Consider the following 14,857-nt stretch of genomic DNA (forward strand, 5'->3'; position numbering starts at 1 on the left):
TCCGTGAACGGTCGGCTTCTGGACCTTTGGAGTGAATGAAATTGCTGTGGGTGCGGTACCGGTGCTGTCGAAGCGCCGACACGGTCCCGGGGTTGTCCCGATCCCCCGGCGGTGTGATGCACGGCAACCGACGCCGCGCGCCGATCCGCTGTGGATACGGGACAGCCCTCGGCCGAGCCCCGCGAACCGCGCGTGTCACACGTCGCGGAACCGGGCCCGGCCGAGGGGTGCTGTCAGCCCAGCCTGCTCCAGGTGAGCTCGGCTGTGCGCTCGGCGCCCCACAGGCGTACGGGCGTGGAGATGCCGAGCTTGAGGAGCGAGTCGGCGAACGTCACCTTGCGCACCTGAGTACGTCCCACCCAGTTCGGGAAGAGGCTGGTCGTGACACGGTGCTCGACGGTCGTCGGGTCGACGACCTCGAACGGCCCGCCGTAGGCGAGGTAGCTGACCGAGGCCCGGGCCAGCTCGTCGGTCGCCGCGTCCTCGAGCCGTCCCGAGATCATGAGAGGGCGGTCGCCGCGCCCCAGTTGCGCCGACATGTATCCCTGAGCGGTGTACAGGATCAGGCCCTGGGGCTTGGGGCCGAGAGGGTGGATGACCTCCCCTCCGGTGCTCCTGGCGGTGTACGACACGAGCTGCCACGCTCCGAGCAGCTTCCGGCGCACCTCTTCCCGGGCCGCCCGTTCACCCTTCTCCTCGGGATGCGCGGTGATGTCGATGTCCATGGCTTGGCACTCCTTTCATGCGACGAGAGCGAGCGGACGGGGCCTCTGTGGTGGGGCTTCCGTGGTGGTGCCTCCGCGCCGAGGCTTCCGCGGCGTTCCCCGTGGTGGCGCTTGCGCGCAGGTGGGAGCGGCGATCAGTCCCGGGTGAGTTCTCCGTCGACGAGCCGCCACAGGTTCAGCTCGTTGGTCTTCCGCAGCGGCTGCGGCAGGAGTTCGTCGGGGAAGTTCTGGTAGGTGACCGGCCGCACGAAGCGCTCGATCGCACCCATGCCGACGGACGTGAAGCGACTGTCCGAGGTGGCGGGGAACGGGCCCCCGTGGGTGGAGGCGTAGCTGACTTCCTGCGGTATCGAGAACGCGTTGAACACGATGCGTCCGGTGCGGCGCTCCAGAACGGGCAGCAGCTCCTGGGCGACGGAGGTGTCGGCGCTCTCGGCGTGCATGGTGGCCGAGAGCTGCCCACGGAAGGCCCGGGCCACCTCGAGCAGCTGCTCGGTTCCTGTCAGCTTGACCAGCAGGAGGGTGGGACCGAAGACTTCTTCACGCAGGGCCGGCTCGGCCAGGATCTGCTCGCCGGTGACTTCGAGGAGAAGCGACTGACCGTCGGCCGCACGGACCGGGGCCTCCCCGGAGCCGAGGCGGGCGGCGCCGTTGTCCTCCATCCGCTGCACGTTGCGCGTGTAGGCGTCGTGGATGCCCATCGTGAGCATGGGACGGGCGTCCACCTTCTCCACCTCGGCGATGGCGGCGTCACGCAGCTCGGCGTAGCCGGGTCCGTCGACGGCGAAGAGGATGGCGGGCTTGAGGCAGGCCTGCCCGACGTTGTACATGCCGCGCTGGACCAGCCCCGTGCCGATCTCGGCCCCGCGGGCCGCCAGTGCGGCGGGCAGGACGAAGGTCGGGTTGACGCTCGTCATCTCGGTGAACACCGGGATGGGGTCGGGGCGCTGCTGAGCACGGCGGTAGAGGGCCATTCCGCCGGCTTCGGATCCGGTGAAGGTGACCGCGCGTACCAGGGGGTGGTCGACCAGCGCTTCGCCGATCTCGTTGCCGTCACCGCGGACGAGCGAGAAGACACCCTCGTGCAGTCCCGCTTCGGCCACGGCCTCCTGGATGATCCGGCCCTGGAGCTCCGAGGCGCCGGGGTGCGCGTTGTGGGCCTTCAGGACGACGGGGCAGCCGGCCGCGAGGGCCGATGCGGTGTCGTTGCCCGCGACCGAGTAGGAGATGGGGAAGTTGCTGGCGCCGAAGATCACCACGGGGCCGAGGGCCACCTTCTGCAGACGGTGGTCCATCCGCGGTGAAGGCAGGCGGTCCGGCAGGGCGCTGTCGATGGCCGTCTGGAGGAAACGTCCCTGCCTGACCACGGTCGCGAACTTGCGGAACACTCCGGCGGTCCGCACCGTCTCGCCCTCGAACTGGGCGGCCGGCAGACCGGTCTCCAGCGCCGTACGGGCGGCGATCTCGTCCTTGTTCGCCTCGAGCTTGTCCGCGATGAGGTCGAGGAACGCCGCGCGCTCGGTCAGCCCGGTGTGGCTGTAGCTGTCGAAAGCGCTGTCGGCGAGGCGGAGGGCACGGTCGACCTCGGCTCGGCCGCCGAAGGCGAACTCCGGCTCGATGAGGTCTCCGGTGGCCGGGTTGAAGGCCTTCATGACTCCGGCGGTGGCGGGCACCCGGCTCGCACCGATCAGCAGTTCTCCGGTCAGCGTCATGACTGTGCTCCCTTGAGTGCGGTGGTGAATTCGTCGGTGGTGGTGATGGCGTGGGCGTACGTGGGGCCGTTCAGCTCGTGAGCGGCGTGCATCATCTCGGGCAGGAACGCGGCGGTCGCATCGCGAAGCAGCGTCACGTGGTAGCCGAGTTCCATCGCGAAACGGCCGGTGGACTCGATGCAGGTGTTCGCCAGCAGCCCTACGAGCACGACGTGGGTGATGCCGTGCTGCTTGAGCTGGAAGTCGAGGTCGGTGTTGGCGAACCCGCTCTGGGCCCAGTGCTCGGCGACGACGACGTCTCCGGACTCCGGCTGGAAGTCGGGGTGGAACTCCCCGCCCCAGGTCCCGCGCGCGAAGCTGTGGCGCTCCATGATGCCGAGCTGGGTGGGGTTGGGGTGGTTCCACGTCTCGTAGTCACCCGGCTCCCAGCGCCGGTGAGGGACGTACGTGAGGAGCGTGCCGGTGTCGCGAGCGGCACCGACCACGGAGCGCAGGTGGTCCAGCAGGCCCACCTCTTCGGCCATGGGCTTCAGACGTGGCCAGATCTTCCCGCCCTCGGACAGGAAGTCGTTGTACGGGTCGACGAGCAGCACGGCTGTGTGACGGGGGTCATACGACTGGGACATGGAACGCTCCGATCTGGATGACGGTGAACATCTACATTGAAGATTACTTGCATCATCCAGAAAGTCAAGCGCGTGCTGTTCGAATTGCAGCAGGCGGGTATCCCGTATGATGGTCGTCATCCAGGTTTCGCGAATGAGTACTGATCGAAGGAGGTGGTCCGCATGGGACGCTCACAGGCCGAGAAGGTATTGACGCACGAGCGCATCCTGCGCATCGCGGCGCGCAAGGTCCGCGAGGAGGGTGTGACCCGTCCTGGCGTCGCGGACCTCATGAAGGAAGCCGGCCTGACGCACGGCGGCTTCTACAAGCACTTCACCTCCCGCGACGACCTGATCACCCAGGCCTCGGCCGCCGCCCTGGCCGAGGGCTCCGCGAAGATGAAGCGCTCCGCGGGGAAGAACGAGCAGGACCCGCGCGCGGGGCTGATCGACGCGTACCTGGCGAAGCCGCACCGGGACACGCCCGCCACCGGCTGTGCGCTGGTCCCTCTGGGCGCCGACGCGGGACGTGACCCGAGCCTTCAGGACGCGTACGAGAAGCAGGTCCGTACGTACCTCGAACTCCTCGAGGGCCTCGACGAGCCCGCTGGTGACGCCCGCGCCGAGGCGATGCTCACGCTGAGCGCGATGGTCGGCGCCGTGCTCATGTCCCGGGCCGTGGCCGACAAGGGCCTGTCCGACGAACTGCTGGAGACGGTCACCGGCGAACTCAAGCGATACGCGGCCGGGCCGACGTCGCCCACCGGCTGACAGCCGCCGTCGACAAGGCTCCGTGAGCCGGGTGCCCGTGCTCCGTGAGTCAGGTGCCCGTTCCGGGATCCACGTTCCAGGCCTCGGGCAGTTCGCTGCCGCAGAAGACGCAGACGAAGTCGTCCTCGCGCACGATGTTGTGCTCCTGGCATCCGGGGCAGCGCCGGAAGACCATGTCGCGGGTGAAACCCGGCGGTCCCCCGAGCCCTGCGCGCTCCAGCGCGCGGGCGACCGCGGGCCATGAGTCCGCGTCCCAGTCGGCGAAGCCGGCTGCCGAGGTGATCCGGTGGCCGCCGCTGCCGGGCCGGACGGCGGCCACCAGGTCGACCGGTCCGACGTACCGATAACTCCGTCCCCGCACGCTCATGTGCCCCCCATCGGAACGCGCCCGGCCCGTTCTCTGCGTTCAGGCCGTAGGCGAGGGGGTGCCCGTGCGGTCCCCGTCACCCGTGGCGTGTGCGTTCACGACGATGAGTACGTCGCTGTCCGGCACTTCGCGGCCCTCGTCGTCGAGGAAGCCCACATGGACGGGGCGGCCGTCACGGCGTGTCCGACGCAGGGCGGAGGGGCCGGAAGGGCGTGCGCGGTGGCTGTCGCCCCACTGCTGGAGTGAGGCGAGGGTCACGCGGAGTTCGAGGCCCGCTTCCGTCAGGTGGTAGCTCTGCCGAGGTCTGTTGCCCGGTTCCTGATAGGTCTGTGTGTGCAGCACACCCGACTCGACCAGCAGCTTCAGGCGGGTGCTGAGCAGATTGGAGGCGATCCCCAACGATGCCTGGATCTCGGCGAACCTGTGCCTGCCGGCGAAGATCTCGCGGAGCACCAGCAAGGTCCAGCGCTCGCCGAAGATCTGCAGGCTGCGTTCGATCGAGCAGGCCGGGTCGTCGTCCGTCACCTCGGACAACTGCCGTCTGTTCGACACCGCACACCTCCTGTTGTCGCGGAGTCACCTGCCGTGCCCGCCCCTGGCCCCGTTCCTCATGAGCGTACCTCTTGGCTTTCTCTTTGCAAGTGAGGATGTCGATTCCAGGCCAAGCCGATGTCCGGTCATCCGGGCGGTGCCTCGATTGCGGCGGCCGCGTTCCGGGGAGAACCTTTTGTCGGGGCAGATGACCCACCGGTGCACCTGTGGCCGCCCCGAACCGGGCGGTGCGGTGCGGAGGTCCGGTCGCGGTGCACGTCCGCCGGGCGCCCCGATCCGGACCCTGAATTGAAATTTGAGAGTCAAGTGTTTAGCGTTCGCCTCGTCGAGATGCGGTGAGAGCAACTGGAAGCCGCAGAAGTCCCCTTCGGGCTGCCGGCCTTCCCGGATGCGGCGTCCGCGGCTCACCGTCCCATCGGCGCGCCCGGGGGCCGTCACATCCGGCCTCGCGCCGGCGACTCAGCAGATCACACGCGTGGCAGGCATCCCTCAGCGATGCCTGCCGTGAAAGGAAAGTGCCATGGACATCAAGGGATCGATCGCACTCGTGACCGGCGCCAACCGCGGCATCGGCCGCGCGTTCGCCCGCGAGCTGCTCAACCGGGGCGCCGTGAAGGTCTACGCCGGTGTCCGGGACCCGGCCACGGTGACGGATCCCGACGTCATCCCCCTTCGTCTCGACGTCACCGACGAGGAGAGTGTGGCCGCTGCCGCGGAGATCGCGGGTGACGCGTCCATCGTGATCAACAACGCCGGCATCGGAGGCGCCGGAACTCAGCTGCTGGAGGGCGCGTTCGACGGTGCCCGGCAGGCGATGGACGTGAACTACTTCGGCACCTGGGCGGTGTCGCGGGCCTTCGCGCCCGTGCTCGCCCGCAACGGCGGAGGGGCCCTGGTCAACATGTTGTCGGTGGCGTCCTGGTCGGGCCAGCCGCAGTTCGCCGGATACGCGGCGTCCAAGGCCGCGCAGTGGTCGCTGACGGATGCTCTGCGGAAGGGGTTGTACGACCAGGGGACCCTCGTGGTCGGCGTGCACGCCGGATTCGTCGACACGGACCTCAGCGCATGGACGGACGCGCCGAAGATCAGCGCCGCCACGGTCGCCGAACTCACCATGGACGCGGTGATCCGCGGTGAGTTGGAGGTCCTGGCCGATGAGGGGACACGCTCGGTCAAGGCGGCGCTGTCGGGTCCGCCCAGCCTGCCGGCCGGCCGCTGAGGTCTCGGAGCGACGAGCCCGGACGCTTCGGCGGTGAGTGATGCCCTGCGGTGGGAGCCGGTGGTCGACCGGTTCCCACCGCAGGCGTTCCGTGCGTCGGGGTTTGTGTGCCCGGTCCGTATGCGCCCGGGTCCGTGCGTACGGACAGGGGGCCCGGTCCACATGTCCGGATCCGTGCGTACGGACCGGGTGTTCAGGTCCTGACGCCCGGGCCTGCGCACAGGAGTACATGACGGCCAATGCGCGCGCGGCGTAATCCGGTGGCTCACCGGTTCACGGGCGTGGCAGCCTCCGACGTCATGAACGCTGATGTGTGGACCCAGCAGGTGGCCCGGGCCTACGACGAGTCGTCCGCGCACATGTACCTGCCCGAAGTCCTGGGGCCGACCGTCGACTTCCTCGAACGCCACGCCGGAGGCGGCCCTGCCCTGGAGTTCGCCGTGGGGACCGGCCGGGTCGCGTTTCCGCTGAGCCGCAGGGGCGTCCCTGTCGCAGGGATCGAGAAGTCCGAGCCCATGGCCCGCGAGCTCCGGAGGAAGCCGGGCGGGCACGGCATGGAGCTCGTGGTGGGCGACATGACGACGGTTCGCCTGCCTCGGAGGTTCAGCCTGGTCTACCTGGTCTACAACGCCATCACCTGCCTGCTGTCCCAGGACGAGCAAGTCGCGTGCTTCCGCAACGCCGCCGCTCATCTCGAACAGGGCGGACGCTTCGTGATCGAGGTGTTCGTTCCCGAACTGCGGCGCCTGCCCCCCGGGGAGACCACCCGGGTCTTCCACGTCGGTGGGACGCATGTCGGTTTCGATACGTACGACCTGGTCAACCAGCACGTGGTGTCGCACCACCACACGACCGTCGACGGCCGGGGCTCCACATTCCTCTCACCCCACCGGTACGTCTGGCCCGCTGAGCTCGACCTGATGGCCGCCCTCGCGGGGCTGAGCCTGATCGAGCGCCGGGCCGACTGGAGCGGAACCCCCTTCACCGCGTCCAGCCGGTCACACGTCTCGGTATGGCAGAAGCCGTCCGACCCGTCCGTGCGTCCCTGAGCACCGGTGCGGCCGGGCAAGAGGCGCGGGGGCGTGCGGGTGCGCACACGCTCTTCGGTACCCGCGTCCTCTTCGGTACCCGCGTCACGCGGGACTTCCCCGGGGCGCGGGAGGACGGCCGCGGACCATGTCTACGCCCGGCGCCAGCCGCCGGCCGCTGCCGCGGCGTGGCGCAGCGACCGGCCCGCGACCGCGATCCAGGCGACGACGAGCAGGCCGTAGAGGACGGCTGCGGCCCAGCCGAACAGCTGCGAGCCGCTGCGTACACCCACCGCACCCGTGGCGGTGACGTAGGCGCCGAGGGGGAAGATGAACGACCACCAAGCGGGGGAGAAGGGCAGCCCGGCGCGGAACTCCCGCAACGTGAGAGCCGAGGCGAGTGCCAGCCACAGCAGAGCGAAGCCCCACAGCCCCACCCCGCCCACCAGGGCGAGGACTTCCGCGCCCCGCGTGTATGAGGCGGACAGGACGCTCGGCACGGCGCCGGCCAGCAGGCTCAGCCCTGTCACGGCCTGGCTCAGAGCCCCCAGGCCGATCCAGACCGTGGGCACCGTCGCCCCGGTGGGCGCGGCATGGTGCACCAGTCGGCTGTAGAACATGCTCAGCACGAGCAGCACGGCGAGCAGACCGAGCCCGAACAGCGCGCAGCAGCCCAGCAGCAGCGCCAGTCGCGGCTCGCCGGGGGGTGTGTGCGGGACGAGCAGCGCGCCCGTCGCGGCGGAGACCAGAGGCGGCACCACCGGCAGAAGCCAGCCCCCGAACGCGGCGTCGGATGCGAAGCTGTGCCTCGTGATCATCAGGTACGGGACGGTGCACGCGGTGACGCACCCGAGCACGGTGCCGAGCGACCACAGCGTCCAGCCCACTCCCAGTGCGGCCTGCGCGCCGATCACCCGGGGTCCGAGTTGCAGAGCTCCCGCGCCCACCGTGAGCAGTGCCACGGCGGGGGCGCCGAAGAACTGTACCTGCACCGGATCGGCGGCGTGCAGTCGCAGGGCACGCTGCCGCACGTATCCGGCGGTCAGGGCCACGAGCAGCAGCACGGCCACCACCCAGATGACGGTGGCGGCGGTGCGCAGCCCGGGAACCCTGTGGGGCAGGGTGACCGCCGCGTTGGCGACGATCCCGGTGCCCATGACGGCCGCGAACCAGCTGGGTGCGAGCGCGGGCTGTCCGGATCGTCCGACTGCGGTGTGCGGTGGCGGGCCGGAGAGCGCGGGGACCGCCGGATTCGCGCCGTCCTCCCTCGGAGTGGTGCGCGTGCTGCTGGGGTGGGGTGTCACGGCGTGCAACGCCTCTTCCGTCGTCTCGGGTATGTCACGGTCGGCCGACCCGGGGCAGGCACGCACCCTGGAGACGCGGGGTGCGGCCGATCCGGTCGGCGCACCGGCCGTTTCAGGCTAGAGCGGCGGGGCGTTCGGGCCGCATAGCCGCGTACGCCACAACACCCTCGGATCGGGACGTGCGGAGTGCGATGGCTGCGTCCGCGACCGTGCGGCGGCAGGCCGGTCACCGCAGGTGCGCGGTGTTCCGAACTCCTGATCCGGTGGTGTGAAAACGCGCCCGGAACGCGCCCGGGGTCACCTGGAGATTCCTCACGAACGCCCTGCGCAGCGACTCCGGGGAGCCGAATCCCGTACGCCGGGCGATGGCGGTCATCGGATCGTCGCCGGTCTCCAGCATCGCCTGCGCGGCCTCCAGCCGGACCTGTTCCACGTACCGGGCCGGTGTCGTCCCCAGCTCGTCACGGAACGACCGGGTGATGTGACGAGCGCTGATACCGGCACCGCGCGCCATGGCGGCCAGGGTGTGGTCCGCTCCCGGGTCCTCCGTGACGGCGTCCAGGATCCTGCGGAGCGTTTCCTGGCGCGTGTGCGGCGCGCGGGCGCGAACGCTGAACTGGGACTGGCCACCCGGTCGTTGCATGAAGACCACGAGGTCCTTGGCCACTGCCCGCGCCACTTCCGCCCCCGAGTGCTCCTCCACGACGGCCAGGGACAGATCGATGCCGGCGCTCACTCCGGCCGAGGTGGTCACCTTGCCGTCCCGCACGAAGATCGCGTCGTGCTCGACCCGCACAGCGGGGAAGAGCTGGGCTAGCCGCTGTGAGTGGCGCCAGTGCGTGGCGGCGCGGCGCCCTTCCAGCAAGCCGGCCGCGGCCAGCAGAAAGGCTCCGGTGCAGACGGAGACCGTGCGCCGAGCACGGGCGTCGAGAGTGCGTACGCTGCCGAGCAGTTCCTCGTCCTTGATCATGCGCTCCCAGTCGGGGCCTCCGGGGACCACCAGCACGTCGCTGGTCCCGTGGACGTCCCCCACCGCCGAGTCGACACCGAGGCGGGTGCCTGCGGCAGTCCGTACCTCCTCGCCGTCGGCTGACACGACGCTCAGCCGGTAGCGCCCACCGAATTCGTTCGCCGAGGTGAACACCTCGATCGGGCCGGTCACGTCCAGCAGCCGGACCCCAGGGAACACGAAGACCGTCACGAGGAGAGCGCCGCTGTCGGCGTGCTTGCGGTTCATCGGACGCCTTCGTACGTGCCACATGGACGAAGCCGATGCTAGGCCCAGTGAGTTTGGATGACAAACCAACTAGGATCGCGGTATGCCCGAAGCCCGGCCGCGCGCCTGCCCCATCACGGAGACCCTCGATCTCGTGGGGGAGCGCTGGTCGCTCCTCGTCCTGCGGGAGGTGTTCATGGGGGTCCGGCGGTATGCCGGAATCCACGCCAACACAGGCGCTCCGCGAGACGTCCTCACCAAGCGACTGAGGTCCCTGGAAGCCTCGGGGATTCTGGAGCGGCGCCGGTACCAGGACCGCCCTCCTCGATTCGAGTACCACCTGACCTCCGCGGGGCAGGCCCTGGAACCCGTACTGATCGGACTCCGCGAGTGGGGCCTTCGGTACCTGGAGAACCCGCCGCCCGCGCCCCGGTTCCTGCACACGTGCGGCGCCGACGTGGAGACGCGGGTCGTCTGTGCCGAGTGCGGTGACCCTTTGGAGGGTGGCGGCCTCGTGACCGTCCTGGACGGGACGGACGGGCTCTGAGTGCTGCGCCCCTGCCGCCGCTCGTCCACCCGCCCGGGCGGGGCTGCCGCGTGTGCGGGGCCGTGCACGCTGCCGCGGATCGCGGATCGCGGATCGCGGATGACCGATGACCCATGACGCGACGGACGTACGGGCGCGTGAGAAGGGCACTTCGCAGGGCCTTACGGCACCGACCGGCCCTCGGCCGTCGGCTCTCGGCCTTCTGCCGAAGCGGGGCCGACGACATGCGCTCGCGCGCACTCAGCATTCCTGGACATGTGTGTATTCGTGTGCCGTCCCCCGGGGCAAGGGCAGGCGGGGGCCGCCCGAGGCGACGATCGCCGATCCGGCAGATCCGACCGGGCGTCGACGACGCGCCACGACCTTCGCGACGACCAGTGCCGGCACGCTCACCGCCGCGAGCGCGGCGGCGCCCACCAGGCCGGTCGAGTGGACGAACCGGGTCGCGGCCGCGCCCGCGTAATAGCCGAGGAGCACGCTCCCCGTGCCCCACACCACCGACGCCGCCGTGCTGTAGAGGGCGAAACGGCGGTAGGGCATGCCGGAGAAGCCCGCTGCGTACGGCAGGAACGTACGCACGAAGCCGACGAACTTGCCGGTGAACACCGCGGCACCGCCGTGACGCAGCAGGAAGGCCGAGGTGCGGCCGCTCCGGTTGCCGACCCGGAACGCCCGGCGGCGGGGCCTGGCGGGCTGTCGTGCGCAGCGTCGGCCCAGTGCGAAGCCGAGGGTGTCGCCGGTCACGGCCCCGGCGACGACGACGACCGCCAGAAGGGGGCCGTTCAGATCTCCCCGCCCGGCGATCGCGGCGGCGAGGAGCACCGCGGTCTCGCCGGGGATCAGCAGCCCTACGAAGACGCCGGTCTCTGCGGCGGTCAGGAGGAACACCACCGCGTAGGACCACCACCCGGCTGCCTCGATCACGTCGTTCAGCTGCATGGCCGTCAGCCCGCCTGTCGCAGCGGTACGAGCGTGCGGGCGGAGCGTTCTCCGGGTGCCTGCGGGAGGGACCGTGACGGAACGGACTGCTCCGGCGCGTCCCAGGGTCCCGGCGCGGGCAGGCTCCAGAGGCTTCTCCGCTGGAGGCATCCCGCCACGAACCAGCTGCACAGGGGGACGACGGCGCCCCACAGCGCGGTGAGTTCGTGGCGGGGGGCGAGCAGGACGCAGGAGGCGACACCGATCAGTGCGCCCACGGCGACGGCGATGCGCAGGCGTATGGCGGAGACGGAGGCGACCGCTGCCAGGGCCATCAACAGGTACCAGCCCGTGAAGACACCCGGCAGCGCTACGTAGTCGTGGAGCAGCTTCCCCTCCCGCATCGGCAGATCCCGCGTGGCGGAGAGGCCCGCGAAGACCAGCCCTGACGCGCAGGACAGGAGCAGCGCGACCGCTGCCCGGGCGTATACGGCCGGCCTGCGGCGGGCGAGCCACAGAAGGGTCAGCGCGATGACGGGCCAGGGGGCGACGGTGACTGTCTCATTCATCACGCGCGCCGCTCCGGCCGGACTGCCGGGTTGCCGAGAGGCTCACGGACGCGCGTCGCCGGGGCGTGATCGCGCTCATGCCGGCCCCGTCCTCCCGCGGACCCCTGCGTGTGGTCCGTCCGCGCCCCGTGCGCAGGGCGGCGGCGGATTGCCGGTCCCGGAACGCAGGCTCGTCCATGGAAGCCTCTGCCCGTGCGGCGTGGATTCCCACGACTGATCACCCCCACTTGGTTGATGACTCAACAGTACGCTATTTGCTTGACGAGGCAAATACTCTCGGCTCGGTGCTCGGTGCTCGGTGCTCGGTGTCCTGGTCGCGAGTGCGGCCCCCTCTCTGGTTGACGCGTCAATCACATGGTGCATACTTGCTGTGTCAAGTAATTAGTGTCCGGGAGCTCGCCGCCCGGAGGCCAGCAGAGGAGGAGATCATGACGGCCAGTACCTTCGAGTTCGGACTGAACTCGTTCGGGGATGTCGCCACGGACGGTGGCGATCGCGTGCTCAGCGACGCCGAGACCGTGCGACTGCTCGTCCAGGAGGCCAGGCTCGCCGAGGCTTCGGGAGTGGACGTCTTCAGCCTCGGGGAGCACTACAGGCCCGGCCACGTGGACAGCGCCGCCCCTGTACTGCTCTCCGCCATGGCCGTGGCCACCGAGCGCATACGTCTCGGAACCTCCGTGACGGTCCTGAGCACCAACGATCCCGTCCGGCTGTACCACGACTTCTCCACGCTCGACGCCGTGTCGGACGGCCGCGCACAGCTCGTGCTCGGCCGTGCTTCGGCCACGGAGTCGTTCCCGCTGTTCGGCTACGACCTCGCCGACTACGAGGAGCTCTTCGAGGAGAAGCTCGAACTGTTCACGCGTCTGCAGCGGGAGGAAGCCGTCACGTGGACGGGCAGCACCCGCAGCCCCCTCGTCGAGCAGCTGCTCCGTCCCCGGATGCGCCCCGGCGGCATCCCCACCTGGATCGGAGTGGGCGGCAGTCCCCATTCCGTCGTCCGGGCGGGCCGCTACGGTCTGCCTCTGATGCTCGCCGTCGTCGGCGGACGCCCCCAGCGCTTCGCAGGCCACGTCGACCTCTTCCGGAAGACCCTCCAGCAGGCCGGGCACGCCCCGCAGCCAGTCGGTCAGCACTCACTGGGCCTCATCGCCGACACCGACGAGGAGGCGGCGGAGACCTGGTGGACGTACTGGGAGCCGGTCTCACGGGCACTCGCGGAGGAGCGGGGCTTCTACAGGCCCACCCGTGACCGGTACGAGTCCGAGCGCAAGAGCGGCGCGCTCTTCGTGGGCTCTCCGGACACCGTCGCCCGCAAGATCGCCACGGTGGCGCGCGACCTGCACCTGAGCCGTTTCGACCTCAAATACGACATCATGCACCTGCCGCTCCAGGCCCGCGCTCGCACCATCGAGCTGCTGGGACAGGAAGTGGCTCCCCGGGTGCGTGCCATCCTCAACAAGGAGTCCGCGCATGTCTGATCTCGTTCTCGGCCTGGACACGTTCGGCGACCTGCCCGTGGACGACGACGGAGTTCCCGTCACCCATGCGAGGTCCATCCGCCAGACGGTCGAGGAGGCCGTTCTGGCGGACGGCATCGGCGTCGACGTCCTCGCCCTGGGCGAGCACCACCGACCCGAGTACTCGGTGTCCACGCCGGAGACCGTCCTCGCCGGAATCGCCACCCGCACCAAGCGCATCCGCCTGTCCTCCGGCGTGACCGTGCTGAGCTCCGACGACCCCGTCCGCGTGTTCCAGCGCTTCGCGACGGTCGATGCGCTCTCCGACGGGCGCGCCGAGGTCATCCTCGGCCGGGGCTCCTTCACCGAGTCCTTCCCCCTGTTCGGATACGACCTCGCCGACTACGACGTGCTCTTCGAGGAGAAGCTCGACCTCTTCGTGCGGCTGCTCCAGGAGAAGCCCGTCACGTGGGAGGGCACCGTCCGCGCACCCCTGGACAACGCGGAGGTGTTCCCTCCGACCGAGTCGGGCCACCTGCCCACCTGGGTCGGCGTAGGCGGTTCGCCCCAGTCGGTCGTCCGTACCGCGCGGCACGGACTCCCGCTGATGCTCGCCATCATCGGCGGATCCTCCGAGCGCTTCGCCCCCTACATCGACTTGTACCGGCGCGCGGCAGACCAGTTCGGCACGACCGCTCACCCCGTGGGGATGCACTCGCCCGGATTCGTCGCAGACACCGACGAGGAGGCGCGCGAGGTGCACTGGCCCAGCTACCGCGTCATCCGCGACCGCATCGGCGCGCTCCGAGGGTGGCCGCCGCTGCGCCGAGCGGAGTACGAGGTGGAGATCGAGCACGGCTCGCTGTACGTCGGCTCCCCGGAGACGGTCGCCCGGAAGATCGCGCAGGCCGTCCGCGGTCTCGGCGTCGGCAGGTTCGACCTCATCTACACCACAGGTGCCCAGCCGATCAGCGCCCGTCTTCGTGCGGTCGAGCTCTACGGAACCAAGGTCATGCCCATGGTCCGCGACATCCTCGCCGGCTGAAGTTCGAGAAGGAGACGTCATGGACATTGAAAGCGTCCGCACCATCGGCATCCTCGGAGCCGGCAAAGTGGGAACCGTGCTGGCCAGACTCGCCCTGGCAGCCGGTTACCGGGTACTCGTCGCAGGGTCGGGCTCACCCGACGACATCGCTCTTACCGTCGACGTACTGGCCACCGGTGCGGTGGCCGTCACCTCGGCGGAGGCCGCAGCCCAGGCGGACGTCGCGATCCTCGCGCTTCCGCTAGGGAAGTACAGGAGCATTCCCGTCGAGGAACTGCGGAACAAGCTGGTCATCGACTCGATGAACTACTGGTGGGAAGTCGACGGCATACGCGACGACTTCACCGGCCCCGGCGTCTCGACCAGCGAGATCGTCCAGGAGTTCCTGCCGGACTCCCGAGTGGTGAAGGCGTTCAACCACATGGGCTACCACGACCTGGAGGACGAGGCGCGACCCGCCGGTGAGCAGGGGCGCAAGGCGATCGCCGTCGCGGGCGACGACCTCGACGACAGGGTCGTGGCCGCTCTGATCGTGAACAACCTGGGCTTCGATCCGGTCACCGCCGGCTCACTCGCCGACGGCGTCCGGCTGCAGCCGGGCACCGAGGCATTCGGCGCCAACGTCAGCGCCGAGGACCTGCGCACCATGCTCGACCGCTTCTCCATGGCCGAGCACGGACAGGGCGGTCTCGGCGAAGCCAGGTCTCCTGCGCGCGTGGGCGACTGACGCCGCGCGTCGCGGCGGCTCACCCCCCGTTCTCGGCCTCTCGGCGAGCTCTCGCGGCGAACCGGCGCCGGCGCCCGGGGGGACCGCCTCCA

16 protein-coding genes are annotated in these 14,857 nt (G+C 70.0%); 7 read left to right on the plus strand and 9 right to left on the minus strand.

Translation table 11 applies throughout. From position 1 onward, the window contains the following. Positions 1–233: 233 nt before the first annotated feature. From ACFYY2_RS02970 to ACFYY2_RS02980, 3 genes are all read right to left on the minus strand, one after another. On the minus strand, positions 234–725 hold the full coding sequence (locus tag ACFYY2_RS02970) for a lipocalin-like domain-containing protein (protein WP_388736153.1): 492 nt from the start codon (positions 723–725) through the stop codon (positions 234–236). Between the two features lie 134 nt (positions 726–859). Further along, the gene (locus tag ACFYY2_RS02975) at positions 860–2,437 is read right to left on the minus strand and encodes an aldehyde dehydrogenase (NADP(+)) (protein WP_388736156.1); all 1,578 of its coding nucleotides are present in this window, start codon (positions 2,435–2,437) and stop codon (positions 860–862) included. Further along, positions 2,434–3,063: an isochorismatase family cysteine hydrolase gene (locus ACFYY2_RS02980; protein ID WP_388736159.1), complete on the minus strand. Its 630-nt coding sequence runs from the start codon at positions 3,061–3,063 to the stop codon at positions 2,434–2,436. The genes ACFYY2_RS02975 and ACFYY2_RS02980 overlap by 4 nt, the downstream gene beginning before the upstream one ends. A gap of 162 nt (positions 3,064–3,225) precedes the next feature. On the opposite strand from ACFYY2_RS02980, the gene ACFYY2_RS02985 reads away from it, so the two are divergent. Then, the gene (locus ACFYY2_RS02985) at positions 3,226–3,813 is read left to right on the plus strand and encodes a TetR/AcrR family transcriptional regulator (RefSeq protein ID WP_388736162.1); all 588 of its coding nucleotides are present in this window, start codon (positions 3,226–3,228) and stop codon (positions 3,811–3,813) included. A gap of 49 nt (positions 3,814–3,862) precedes the next feature. Here ACFYY2_RS02985 and ACFYY2_RS02990 read toward each other — a convergent pair whose 3' ends face one another. After that, complete coding sequence (locus tag ACFYY2_RS02990; protein ID WP_388736165.1) at positions 3,863–4,180, minus strand: hypothetical protein; 318 nt, start codon at positions 4,178–4,180, stop codon at positions 3,863–3,865. A gap of 39 nt (positions 4,181–4,219) precedes the next feature. Then, positions 4,220–4,732 carry a winged helix-turn-helix transcriptional regulator gene (locus tag ACFYY2_RS02995; protein WP_388736167.1) on the minus strand — a complete coding sequence of 171 codons (513 nt, stop codon included), beginning with the start codon at positions 4,730–4,732 and terminating at the stop codon, positions 4,220–4,222. Positions 4,733–5,252: 520 nt separating this feature from the next. Here ACFYY2_RS02995 and ACFYY2_RS03000 point away from each other — a divergent pair. Together ACFYY2_RS03000 and ACFYY2_RS03005 are read left to right on the plus strand one after the other, a co-directional pair. Continuing rightward, the gene (locus tag ACFYY2_RS03000; RefSeq protein ID WP_388736170.1) at positions 5,253–5,951 is read left to right on the plus strand and encodes an SDR family oxidoreductase; all 699 of its coding nucleotides are present in this window, start codon (positions 5,253–5,255) and stop codon (positions 5,949–5,951) included. Positions 5,952–6,250: 299 nt separating this feature from the next. Continuing rightward, entirely contained in the window at positions 6,251–7,000 is a 750-nt protein-coding gene (locus tag ACFYY2_RS03005; protein WP_388736171.1) for a class I SAM-dependent DNA methyltransferase, read from the plus strand. Between the two features lie 131 nt (positions 7,001–7,131). Here the strand turns inward: ACFYY2_RS03005 and ACFYY2_RS03010 are convergent, their stop codons facing one another. Further along, complete coding sequence (locus tag ACFYY2_RS03010; protein ID WP_388736174.1) at positions 7,132–8,283, minus strand: C4-dicarboxylate ABC transporter; 1,152 nt, start codon at positions 8,281–8,283, stop codon at positions 7,132–7,134. 226 nt (positions 8,284–8,509) lie between these two features. Further along, positions 8,510–9,520, minus strand: a complete 1,011-nt coding sequence (locus tag ACFYY2_RS03015; protein ID WP_388736176.1) for a GlxA family transcriptional regulator — start codon at positions 9,518–9,520, stop codon at positions 8,510–8,512. Positions 9,521–9,602: 82 nt separating this feature from the next. Between ACFYY2_RS03015 and ACFYY2_RS03020 the strand changes: the two genes are divergently transcribed. Next, positions 9,603–10,046 (plus strand): winged helix-turn-helix transcriptional regulator, encoded by a 444-nt coding sequence (locus ACFYY2_RS03020; RefSeq protein WP_388736179.1) that lies wholly within the window; start codon positions 9,603–9,605, stop codon positions 10,044–10,046. Positions 10,047–10,286: 240 nt separating this feature from the next. Here the strand turns inward: ACFYY2_RS03020 and ACFYY2_RS03025 are convergent, their stop codons facing one another. Both ACFYY2_RS03025 and ACFYY2_RS03030 read right to left on the minus strand, forming a co-directional pair. Continuing rightward, complete coding sequence (locus tag ACFYY2_RS03025; protein ID WP_388736181.1) at positions 10,287–10,985, minus strand: DedA family protein; 699 nt, start codon at positions 10,983–10,985, stop codon at positions 10,287–10,289. Positions 10,986–10,990: 5 nt separating this feature from the next. Continuing rightward, positions 10,991–11,533 (minus strand): hypothetical protein, encoded by a 543-nt coding sequence (locus tag ACFYY2_RS03030; protein ID WP_388736184.1) that lies wholly within the window; start codon positions 11,531–11,533, stop codon positions 10,991–10,993. Between the two features lie 428 nt (positions 11,534–11,961). On the opposite strand from ACFYY2_RS03030, the gene ACFYY2_RS03035 reads away from it, so the two are divergent. From ACFYY2_RS03035 to ACFYY2_RS03045, 3 genes are read left to right on the plus strand one after another with little or no spacing between them, the layout of a single operon-like run. After that, positions 11,962–13,014 carry an LLM class flavin-dependent oxidoreductase gene (locus tag ACFYY2_RS03035; RefSeq protein WP_388736186.1) on the plus strand — a complete coding sequence of 351 codons (1,053 nt, stop codon included), beginning with the start codon at positions 11,962–11,964 and terminating at the stop codon, positions 13,012–13,014. Then, positions 13,007–14,038 carry an LLM class flavin-dependent oxidoreductase gene (locus ACFYY2_RS03040; RefSeq protein ID WP_388736188.1) on the plus strand — a complete coding sequence of 344 codons (1,032 nt, stop codon included), beginning with the start codon at positions 13,007–13,009 and terminating at the stop codon, positions 14,036–14,038. The genes ACFYY2_RS03035 and ACFYY2_RS03040 overlap by 8 nt, the downstream gene beginning before the upstream one ends. A gap of 19 nt (positions 14,039–14,057) precedes the next feature. Next, entirely contained in the window at positions 14,058–14,765 is a 708-nt protein-coding gene (locus ACFYY2_RS03045; protein ID WP_388736190.1) for an NADPH-dependent F420 reductase, read from the plus strand. Positions 14,766–14,857: the final 92 nt, after the last annotated feature.

The sequence above is a fragment of the Streptomyces sp. NPDC001822 genome (assembly GCF_042892135.1).
GTDB lineage: Bacteria > Actinomycetota > Actinomycetes > Streptomycetales > Streptomycetaceae > Streptomyces.

Bases quoted from the DNA above. Each gene is read 5' to 3' on its own strand.
- ACFYY2_RS02970 (WP_388736153.1), bottom strand. From the start codon at position 725: ATGGACATCGACATCACCGCGCATCCCGAGGAGAAGGGTGAACGGGCG.
- ACFYY2_RS02975 (WP_388736156.1), bottom strand. From the start codon at position 2,437: ATGACGCTGACCGGAGAACTGCTGATCGGTGCGAGCCGGGTGCCCGCC.
- ACFYY2_RS02980 (WP_388736159.1), bottom strand. From the start codon at position 3,063: ATGTCCCAGTCGTATGACCCCCGTCACACAGCCGTGCTGCTCGTCGAC.
- ACFYY2_RS02985 (WP_388736162.1), top strand. From the start codon at position 3,226: ATGGGACGCTCACAGGCCGAGAAGGTATTGACGCACGAGCGCATCCTG.
- ACFYY2_RS02990 (WP_388736165.1), bottom strand. From the start codon at position 4,180: ATGAGCGTGCGGGGACGGAGTTATCGGTACGTCGGACCGGTCGACCTG.
- ACFYY2_RS03000 (WP_388736170.1), top strand. From the start codon at position 5,253: ATGGACATCAAGGGATCGATCGCACTCGTGACCGGCGCCAACCGCGGC.
- ACFYY2_RS03005 (WP_388736171.1), top strand. From the start codon at position 6,251: ATGAACGCTGATGTGTGGACCCAGCAGGTGGCCCGGGCCTACGACGAG.
- ACFYY2_RS03015 (WP_388736176.1), bottom strand. From the start codon at position 9,520: ATGAACCGCAAGCACGCCGACAGCGGCGCTCTCCTCGTGACGGTCTTC.
- ACFYY2_RS03020 (WP_388736179.1), top strand. From the start codon at position 9,603: ATGCCCGAAGCCCGGCCGCGCGCCTGCCCCATCACGGAGACCCTCGAT.
- ACFYY2_RS03025 (WP_388736181.1), bottom strand. From the start codon at position 10,985: ATGCAGCTGAACGACGTGATCGAGGCAGCCGGGTGGTGGTCCTACGCG.
- ACFYY2_RS03030 (WP_388736184.1), bottom strand. From the start codon at position 11,533: ATGAATGAGACAGTCACCGTCGCCCCCTGGCCCGTCATCGCGCTGACC.
- ACFYY2_RS03035 (WP_388736186.1), top strand. From the start codon at position 11,962: ATGACGGCCAGTACCTTCGAGTTCGGACTGAACTCGTTCGGGGATGTC.
- ACFYY2_RS03040 (WP_388736188.1), top strand. From the start codon at position 13,007: ATGTCTGATCTCGTTCTCGGCCTGGACACGTTCGGCGACCTGCCCGTG.
- ACFYY2_RS03045 (WP_388736190.1), top strand. From the start codon at position 14,058: ATGGACATTGAAAGCGTCCGCACCATCGGCATCCTCGGAGCCGGCAAA.